We start from the raw sequence: 8,616 nt of genomic DNA, 5'->3' as shown, positions 1-8,616 counted from the left end.
GGAATGTTCCCAATTAAACATAAATACTAAAATTGAAATATATTTCAAAACGAAATAGGTATGTCTGATGGGGGTTCTTATTGTAAATAATCGTAAATATATATTATTGCTCTGGCCGATTGTGAGGAAATCCTGTCGGAGGATCCGTCTCACAATTTGCGCCTGTCAGAAAAAACTTCATTTTTTCCTCTGCCGGTGAGTAATAAACAATGTTTTTTCTGTTTTTAATAAATTTATACATAAAAATCATTGAGTTAAATTTTATCTGATAACTTTTGATTCTTTTTAATACATTTGGATACACCTTGTAAAATCCACATTTTTTTTCAGCGTGGCTCACGGAATTAACCTCAGTAAGCATTGCCTCCCGATAATTATGTGACGCAAAAAATAGCCTGCCATCCAGACATCGGAACAGTTAATTCCGTATTCCAGTGTAGGGATATTCCTACAGGCCGCTAAAATTTTGCCTGATTGTGAATCTTCGACTCGGTGATAGGTTATCGCTGCTTCTCATAAACAAAACTCATTAATTCAGCGGGCTGCCCAGGTGACTCACGGCAGCAGGCAGCAATCATTTTATGGTTCACGTTTATGGTTCATAAGTGGGACTCATACGCCAGACCTTGAATAAGCCAGGCAGCGGGGGATTTATGAAAGAAAACAGTTCGAATCATTGGGAGATAAAGCATATACCTGTCGATATCGACTTGAATATGCCACGGTCGGCAGCGGCGTTGCCCCCTTCTGAAAACGTGCACGACGGGCTGGATATCTGGCTGCAAACGTTAGCCCCTCTAAAGGTTGATTTGGTGCTGGAAGGCGAAACGGGCACCGGGAAAGACACCTTTGCCCGCCGTATCTACGAACATTCCGGCTGTCGGGGCGCCTTTGTGCCGATTAACTGCGCGGCCATTCCCGAAACGCTGGCTGAAAGCGAACTGTTTGGCGTGACGGCCGGGGCCTACACCGGTGCCACCCATTCTCGTGCCGGGTACATTGAAAGCGCCAACAATGGCGTACTGTTTCTGGATGAAATTGACAGCATGTCGCTGAGCCTGCAGGCCAAGCTGCTCCGGGTGTTAGAAACCCGAACCGTTGGCCGGCTGGGCAGCACGCAGTCGATTTCGCTCAATCTGCGGGTGATCGTGGCCTCGCAGAAGCCTCTGGCCCAGCTGATGGAGCAAAAGCTGTTTCGCCAGGATCTCTTCTTTCGCCTGACGACGATAAAAATTTCCCTCCCGGCGCTGCGGGAGCGAGTGGAATGCATTATTCCTCTGTTCCGCCGTTTTGCACAGGAGTCGGCGATTCGGCTGAACCGCGCGCTGCCGCCGATGCAGCAAAATCTGAGTGAAGCGCTGTTGATGCACCGCTGGCCGGGGAATATTCGTGAGCTGAAGGGCGCTGCCGAAAGGTTTGTGCTGGGGCTGCCGGCGCTGGGGCAGGTTGTGCACCCGGAGATGCGTTCCGTGCGGCTGCGTGAAAGGCTGCGGCGGATTGAATATAGCCTGATAGAAGACTGCCTTTCACGGCATGAAAATCGGGTGGTCAGCGCGGCAGATGAATTAGGTATCCCAAGAAGGACGCTTTATCAACGTATTAAGTCTCTGACAGAGAAGGAAAATTAATTTTTTCGTTTTTTTTGGAACTGCCGTTTACGCCGCGCCACTTAATCCGTGAATGACACAACATTTGCTGTTTAATTAACGAGGAGTAAACATCATGCCATCAGTCAATACCGGTAACAACGCAGGCGCAAGCGGCAGCCTGGCAGATAGCTTCCAGTCTCAGATGGACTCTATCGAAAACAAATCGATGCAGGATTCTCTGGACAAAGCTGAACGTGACCGTAAGAACGCCTACGTGTCCGGCTACCAGAACTCCGCCACCACCATGATCAGTTCTCTGGCGCAGAACAAAATTTCCTTCTAATGCTCATCAGGGATTCGCCGCAGCGTGAATCCCTGATCTCTTTTTCTGCTGGCGGAATCTCTCATATGCACATTCTTAATCCTGCGACAGGTATGCCTTTGCCAGAACCCGAGTCTCCGGGCGTTGCATCCAACCCGGCCACTCAGTCGTCCATCCCGTTCGGCAACAATGTCGCGAACCAAAGCGATGCCGCTTTCTTTTCTGCCGCGCTTGAGCAGCCTGAAGCCGTTTCTGTGATGGGCGGAATTGGCGGGAAACCTGCCGCGATGTTTGAAAAAGCTTCCGGCATGTTTAAGCAAATGGAGGGTGACCAGAAGCAGATGAATAACGTGCTGCGTAAGGCCGCGCGCTCCACCGATCCGCTGGTGCTCAACCAGGTGGACGACCAGCTCTCGAACTATTACCTGGAGAGCATGATGAACGCCAAAATCGTCTCGAAGAGCATTTCGGGGCTCGATAAACTGACCAACCTGCAGTAATCCACCATGCAACGACGCTGGCGAAAAATCCTGCAGCCCTGGCTGCTGGTCCTGCTGCTGGCAGGCTGCGACTCACAGGTCATCCTGAATACCGGCCTGACCGAAAACGATGCCAATGACATCATTTCCGAACTCTCGAAATACAAGATTGAAGCCGACAAGCAAATTGATAAAACCGGGGTGACCGTGCTGGTGGCCCAGGACAACATCGAACGTTCCGTTCGCATTCTCAACGCCAACGGTTTACCGCATAAGGCGCGGACTAACCTCGGCGAGGTTTTCCAGAAAAACGGCATTATTTCCAGCCCGCTGGAGGAACGCGCCCGCTATATCTATGCGCTTTCCCAGGAGCTGGAGTCCACGCTTTCGCAAATTGACGGCGTTGTGGTGGCGAGGGTGAACGTCGTGCTGCCTGAACGCGTCGCGCCCGGCGAGCCGGTCCAGCCCGCGTCGGCTTCGGTCTTCATTAAGTATACCCCGGACATGGACCCCGACAGCATTGAGCCGAGGATCCGCCGGCTGGTGGCGGCGAGTATTCCGGGGCTTTCGGGCAAAAACGACGGCGCGCTGTCCGTGGTGTTTGTGCCCGCAGCGGTCTATCACGACCGCGTCGAACTGGTGACCTTAGGGCCTTTCCAACTGACGCTTTCGCAATATGCCACGGTCAGAGCGCTGTTCTTCTCACTGATCGGCCTGCTGTTGCTGTTAGGCGGCATCTTTATGCTGGTGCCGAAATTAAAGGCGATGAAGCGTGGCAAAAATACGGCTACGACCGAACTGGCCGTTGTGCCTTCAGAGCGGCGGTAACGGGCGGTGATTCAGCGGGATAACGCGCTGGCGGCGGGCTGGCTTCGCTGGTGGCAGGCCGGGTTCTGGCAGCAGGCCGATGCCAGCTGGTTCGGGCTGCCCTGGTTCAGGCTGGACGAAGCGCGACGCCAGAGCCTGATGCGCCAATCGCCGCAGGCCTTGTCCGCCATGCTGGCGCTGGAAGATTGCCTGCCGGACAACCCCGATGCCCGGCTGCTCACGCTGGCTTCTTTTGAACCGTCTCAGCGCGAGATCCTCTTTGCGCTGGTGGCGGAAGTTTGCCAGCGGGGCAGCGGAGCAGGGCAGCTTGACGAGCCGCAGCGTATTTGGTGTGAGCGGCTTACGCGCGGCCTGCGTCCCGGCGTCTGGCTACCCTCAAGCCTCTGTTTCAGCGGCGAATACACTGTCGCGGTGCTCTGTCTGCTTCGCCCGCTTTTCACGCCTGCGGCCTGGCAGAGGCTACGATTCAGTTTTCCTCAGCCGGCCATTGAGCTTTGCGAAGCGGCGTTTCCGAACGAGCCCACGCCGCCGCTAAACCGGCTGCAGGCGCTATGGGACGGCGCGCTCTGGCAGGTTCAACAGCGGCAGGCAATGGCATTGCACAATTATTCACGGGAGCAATAAAGCATGTGGATTGGCCGTAAAGTTGCCTTAGAGGATGACGCGCAGCTCATCGAAGGCGTTCTGCTCCCGCAGTCTGTTTTGCTGGAGCAGCAGCAGGCGCGGAGCCTGGTGGCGCTGGCAACCCTGAGAAGCGAAGACTTACTGGTGGAAGCCCGGCAGCAGGCGGAGGGGATAATCGCTGAAGCTCAGCAAGAGGCCGGACGGCTCGTTATCGCCCGCGTTGAAGAAGCAGAACGTGACTTCTGGCAGCGGGCTGAAAACTTTTTTAGCGAATGGCAGGCTGAACGGGACACGCAAAGCGCCGGGGTTGTCAGCCAGGCTCAGACGCTGATCGGCGCGGCATTTGAGCAACTGTTTGGCGGCCTGAGCGAGCAGCAAAAGCTGACGGCGCTGCTGACTCAGCTTCAGGGCGCAAGCGCCCGCGCCACGGACGTGACCCTTTATCACCCCTCACAATATGAAGCGCCGCTGGCAGGCTGGCTGGCCTCGCATCCCCAGCCTGGCTGGGCACGCTGCGTGGACGATACGCTGGCGGCAGAAACTCTGCTGCTGCAAACCGCGCAGGGCGAATTCAGCATCAGTTGGGCTTCGCTTCAGCAGCATTTGCTGCGCCTCGCTAATTAAGCCGCCGCAAAGTTAATTTTCCCGCGGCGGGAACCTCCGCTGTTCTACCGCCACTTATCATGCGATTTCAACGCGAGGAGAAACGTATGAGCAATTCCTTTGATATTCAGCGCAATCTCGACAGCCAGCTGTCTCGTCTGCACCACTCGGTTGCCGAGCTGGCGCAGAGCACCCTCGGGCAGCCCGCGCCGAGCATGGGCGACATGGTGGAATTTAAAAACGCCCTGATGAAAGAAGCGGCGGCGACCTTTACCGACAGCCAGCTGGGGTCGCTCAAGCATAGCCTGAGCAAGGAGATTATCGACTCTATCAACTAGTTATGCCGTCAACGGCTTATTTGTATCCGTAAGCCGTTGTTTAACGCAGTTTGTACCCCGGACGGCTACCGCTTTGTGCCGTCGATTACAGGAGAATGAGTCGTTGAATCAGCCCGCACGTTTACTTCGCTCAGCCATGTTTGCCCTGGCCGCTACCGCCGGTTGCTATAACGCAGCCGTCAGCGCTCAAACGCCTGCCGACTGGCAAAATGGTGCCTACGCTTACTCTGCCCAGGGCACGCCGCTGCGCACCGTCTTACAGGATTTCGCCAGCAGCCACGGCGTGAATCTGCGTTTAGGGGATGTGCCCGACAGCGTGGTGGACGGACGCCTGCGTTCCGACAGCGGCGTGGCCTTCCTTGACCGCCTGGCGCTGCAGTACCGCTTCCAGTGGTTCGTTTACAACGGCTCGCTGTTCGTCAGCCCGCAGTCGGCAGAAACCTCAAAACGTATCACCGTCTCGGCAGATGCCGCGCCGGATCTCAAACAGGCGCTGCGTGACGTTGGGCTCCTGGAAGACAAATTCGGCTACGGCGAGCTGCCGGACGATGGCGTGGTGATTGTCACCGGTCCGCCGGAGTACGTCGCGCTGGTGGCGGACTTTAGCGCCAAAGACAAAGACAAGAAGCAGAACAAAGAGATGATGGCGTTCCCGCTGAAGTATGCTTCGGTCGCCGATCGCGAAATCAAATACCGCGAGAAAACGCTGCTGGTGCCCGGCGTGGCCAGCATCCTCAACGAATTATTGGGCAAGAAAAGCACCCGCTCTTCGCAGGGGATCGTCCCCGGCGGTGAAGGCTCTTCCCGTGAAACGCTGAATAAGTCATTCCAGGAACAGTCGGACAATATTCTCTCCGGGCTGATTCAGGGCCAGGACAGCCGACTTCGCGGCGCGGGCGGCGATGACGACGGCGAAATGAACCCGCTGGTTTCCGCCGACGTGCGCAACAACGCCCTGCTGGTCAGGGACGATCCTAAGCGCCGTGATCAGTATCAGGCGCTGATCTCACAGATCGACGTCCCGCAAAAATTGGTGGAGATCGACGCCATGATTATTGATGTCGATCGCCACGCGTTTTCGAAATTCTCCAGCAATCTCAGCGGCACGTTCGGCAATATCACCGCCGGTTCTTCAATGCTGCAGGGTGCGGGCACGCTGTTTGTGACCGACTACAGCCGTTTCTTTGCCCAGATTCAGGCGATGGAAGGCGAGGGCAATGCCTCCATCGTGGCGAACCCTTCTATCCTGACGCTGGAGAACCAGCCGGCGGTGATCGACATGAGCGACACCGCCTTTATTACCGCCACCGGCGAGCGTGTGGCGACCATTGAGCCCGTCACCGCCGGAACCAGCCTGCAGGTTGTTCCCCGCGCCATCGGCAACGGGCCAACCAGTACGGTGCAGCTGGTGGTGGATGTGGAAGACGGCAAGGTGCAGGTCAACGATGACGGGGTGGCAACCGGGGCTAAGCGCGCCACGGTCAGCACTCAGGCGCTGGTACAGCAGAACGGTTCGCTGGTGATGGGCGGCTTCCATTCCCGTGAAACCGGCGACACCGACCACCGTATTCCGCTGCTGGACGACATCCCTTACCTGGGGAAATTCTTCTCCTACACCAGCCATGAAACCTCCCAGCGTGAGCGCCTGTTCATCATTACGCCTCATCTGGTGGGCGACCAGGTAGACCCGACGCGCTACATCGACGAGCAGGATCGCCAGCAGCTCTCTTCGGCGATGAACGAAGTGCAGCTCCGCCAGCGCTACAGCTCGATGAAAGGCGATATCGAAAACGCCATGCGTGATCTTGCGGAAGATAAAGTGCCCACCGGTTTCCAGGCGGGCGGCGAAGGCGTGGGGATTGGTCAACTGTGTAACGTCGGGCCTGGGCTCTCATCCGACAGCTCCCACAGCCAGTGGTACAGCAATTCTTCGGTACAGATAAGCGTGGGGCTTATCCGCAATATCAGCGGTAAGCCGCAGCGCTTTGACGAGTCCAACTGCCGCGACGACGACGTGCTGGCGGTGGCCGCGTGGCCGGGTGGAAACCTTGCTCCGGGCCAGTCGGCAGAAGTTTACATCGCCTACCGCACGCGGGGAGAAGGGCGCCGTAGCCGCCAGTCGCTGCTGACGACCTCATCTTCGCTGCCGGTTAACTCATCGAGATCGCGCAGCTATTTACTGCCGCCGCGCCCCGTCCTTCGCTAAGGAGTGATTATGAAACCTTCCATTTTGTTACTGGTGGCGCTGGCGTTTGTCCTGAGCGGCTGCGCCACCCGCAATGACAACGGCTGCGACAGCGTGGCGTGTCGGCCGCTGTCGGACAGCCACCACCTGACCATCTGGTGGCCGGGCGACATGCGTAACGGCGTGCAGGACTACACGCAGATGCCGGTGCGCTGAGTACTACCGCAGGCGTGGATGCCTTCACGCCTGTCCGTTTAAAAAAATCATTTTTTTCCTGATGTTATGCAGTTTTGTGGAACCGAAGCCGGTTTCTTTTCACTTAACAGGCGTCTTTATACTGCGAACCAGCAGGGCTGGTCGCCTGTATCAACCCCGAAGTCATGTTGAGGTAATCTAATGAGTACGATTGGAAATATGCTGAATCTGGCCACTGCATTACCGCAGATGGCGCTGAATGCTACCCCTGAAGGTATGGCTGCGAACCTGCTGAAGAACGTGGGCGACCAGATGGTAAACGACATTGCATCCAAACTGACCAACCTGCTGTTCTCCGGCGGCATGAACGGTAACAATAACAACAACACCTTTATGTCTCCGCAGAGTCAGGGTGGGGCGAGCATGGGGAATACGCTGGCGGCAAGCAACATGCAGCAGATGCTCCAGCAGGTGCTCCAGCAGATGGGCGTGAACGCCCAGAACAGCCCGTTCAACAGCCAGGCGGGCGCAGGCAACATGAACGCGTTCAATAGCGGCATGAGCAACGGCCTGCAGTCGCCGTCTACCGGCATTGGCCTGGTCCAGCTGCCGCTGTCTACCACCAGCGCCAACAGCGCCAATAGCTTTAACCAGCTCGGTAACAGCATGGGCAGCCAGTTAGGCAGCAAAATGGGCCTGCAGGCGCTGGATGACGTGAAATCCGACACCAGCGGCCTGAGCGCCATGCTGGGCGGCGGCGGTAAAGTGGACGGCGGCTCTAAAGAAACCCGCGCTGAAATCGGTAAATTTATGGACCAGCACCCGGAAATCTACGGCAAGCCGCAGAGCGCCGGTGCCGGTATGCCGGGCCTGGTTCACATCGGTAAAGGCCCATCCAGCTGGGAAGATGCGCTGAAAAACAGCAAACCGCTGAGCGGCGACTCGCTGAAAGCCTTCCAGTCGGCAAAAAACGATCTGAAAACTTCTATGGTGGGCGGCTCAATTCCAGGCTCCGCAACGGCGCCGGGCAACGGTTCTTCCAGCCTGCTGGTGAACGCCGATGCGCAGCTGTTTAACGGCAACATCATCAAAGATGCCATGAAGCACCATCACGGCGCGCTGCTGAACCTGGCTTCCGCCGCGCTTGCCTGAGTGATTGTGCTGTAGTCCACAGATGTTCTTTTTGACGTGTGCGCAGATTAACGGCGCCACACGTCATTTCGCCAGACTCTTCTTCGCCCTCTGTTTGACCGGTTTTCTGCGTTAATTGCGTGGAGGCCGGTCTTTTTTTGTCTTGACCATGCTCGCGCATACGAGTGCAGAAAAATTATTCGACTCTCTCCTTAAACGCTGTCTCTTAGTTACAGATACCCGCGATTATGCATGGTCTGTGAATATTCCGTTCACTTCCAGCTCTGCTTCACATGTCACCCCCGAACCGGTGAACGACTCG

The 8,616-nt window shown here is 56.5% G+C and carries 10 protein-coding genes; all 10 read left to right on the top strand.

Annotated elements, in window-relative coordinates; all coding sequences use genetic code 11:
• The first annotated feature begins 653 nt into the window (after positions 1-653).
• Positions 654-1,628, top strand: a complete 975-nt coding sequence (locus tag HX778_RS23315) for a sigma 54-interacting transcriptional regulator (RefSeq protein ID WP_038474335.1) — start codon at positions 654-656, stop codon at positions 1,626-1,628.
• A gap of 94 nt (positions 1,629-1,722) precedes the next feature.
• Positions 1,723-1,932, top strand: coding sequence for a hypothetical protein (locus HX778_RS23310; protein ID WP_016535500.1), 210 nt, complete (start codon positions 1,723-1,725; stop codon positions 1,930-1,932).
• Between the two features lie 65 nt (positions 1,933-1,997).
• The gene (locus tag HX778_RS23305; RefSeq protein WP_038482830.1) at positions 1,998-2,411 is read left to right on the top strand and encodes an EscI/YscI/HrpB family type III secretion system inner rod protein; all 414 of its coding nucleotides are present in this window, start codon (positions 1,998-2,000) and stop codon (positions 2,409-2,411) included.
• Positions 2,412-2,417: 6 nt separating this feature from the next.
• Complete coding sequence (gene sctJ, locus HX778_RS23300) at positions 2,418-3,218, top strand: type III secretion system inner membrane ring lipoprotein SctJ (RefSeq protein ID WP_038474331.1); 801 nt, start codon at positions 2,418-2,420, stop codon at positions 3,216-3,218.
• A 6-nt stretch (positions 3,219-3,224) separates the two neighbouring features.
• On the top strand, positions 3,225-3,842 hold the full coding sequence (locus HX778_RS23295) for a type III secretion protein HrpD (RefSeq protein ID WP_176983187.1): 618 nt from the start codon (positions 3,225-3,227) through the stop codon (positions 3,840-3,842).
• Between the two features lie 3 nt (positions 3,843-3,845).
• Positions 3,846-4,466 (top strand): type III secretion system stator protein SctL, encoded by a 621-nt coding sequence (sctL, locus tag HX778_RS23290; protein ID WP_176983186.1) that lies wholly within the window; start codon positions 3,846-3,848, stop codon positions 4,464-4,466.
• A gap of 86 nt (positions 4,467-4,552) precedes the next feature.
• Positions 4,553-4,783, top strand: a complete 231-nt coding sequence (locus HX778_RS23285; protein WP_008460979.1) for a hypothetical protein — start codon at positions 4,553-4,555, stop codon at positions 4,781-4,783.
• Positions 4,784-4,919: 136 nt separating this feature from the next.
• Positions 4,920-6,989, top strand: coding sequence for a type III secretion system outer membrane ring subunit SctC (sctC, locus tag HX778_RS23280; RefSeq protein ID WP_176983188.1), 2,070 nt, complete (start codon positions 4,920-4,922; stop codon positions 6,987-6,989).
• A gap of 9 nt (positions 6,990-6,998) precedes the next feature.
• Positions 6,999-7,184: an HrpT family type III secretion system protein gene (gene hrpT / locus HX778_RS23275; RefSeq protein ID WP_038474321.1), complete on the top strand. Its 186-nt coding sequence runs from the start codon at positions 6,999-7,001 to the stop codon at positions 7,182-7,184.
• Positions 7,185-7,364: 180 nt separating this feature from the next.
• The gene (locus HX778_RS23270) at positions 7,365-8,315 is read left to right on the top strand and encodes a type III secretion protein (RefSeq protein ID WP_038474318.1); all 951 of its coding nucleotides are present in this window, start codon (positions 7,365-7,367) and stop codon (positions 8,313-8,315) included.
• Positions 8,316-8,616: the final 301 nt, after the last annotated feature.

This window comes from Cedecea sp. P7760 (genome assembly GCF_013386425.1).
In the GTDB taxonomy this organism is placed as follows: Bacteria; Pseudomonadota; Gammaproteobacteria; order Enterobacterales; family Enterobacteriaceae; genus Cedecea; species Cedecea selenatireducens.
This window is presented reverse-complemented; position numbering and strand designations above follow the sequence as displayed.

Excerpts from the sequence above, each read along its gene's own strand:
- hrpT (WP_038474321.1), top strand. The coding sequence starts at position 6,999 with ATGAAACCTTCCATTTTGTTACTGGTGGCGCTGGCGTTTGTCCTGAGC.
- HX778_RS23315 (WP_038474335.1), top strand. The coding sequence starts at position 654 with ATGAAAGAAAACAGTTCGAATCATTGGGAGATAAAGCATATACCTGTC.
- HX778_RS23310 (WP_016535500.1), top strand. The coding sequence starts at position 1,723 with ATGCCATCAGTCAATACCGGTAACAACGCAGGCGCAAGCGGCAGCCTG.
- sctC (WP_176983188.1), top strand. The coding sequence starts at position 4,920 with ATGTTTGCCCTGGCCGCTACCGCCGGTTGCTATAACGCAGCCGTCAGC.
- HX778_RS23270 (WP_038474318.1), top strand. The coding sequence starts at position 7,365 with ATGAGTACGATTGGAAATATGCTGAATCTGGCCACTGCATTACCGCAG.
- HX778_RS23305 (WP_038482830.1), top strand. The coding sequence starts at position 1,998 with ATGCACATTCTTAATCCTGCGACAGGTATGCCTTTGCCAGAACCCGAG.
- sctJ (WP_038474331.1), top strand. The coding sequence starts at position 2,418 with ATGCAACGACGCTGGCGAAAAATCCTGCAGCCCTGGCTGCTGGTCCTG.
- sctL (WP_176983186.1), top strand. The coding sequence starts at position 3,846 with ATGTGGATTGGCCGTAAAGTTGCCTTAGAGGATGACGCGCAGCTCATC.
- HX778_RS23285 (WP_008460979.1), top strand. The coding sequence starts at position 4,553 with ATGAGCAATTCCTTTGATATTCAGCGCAATCTCGACAGCCAGCTGTCT.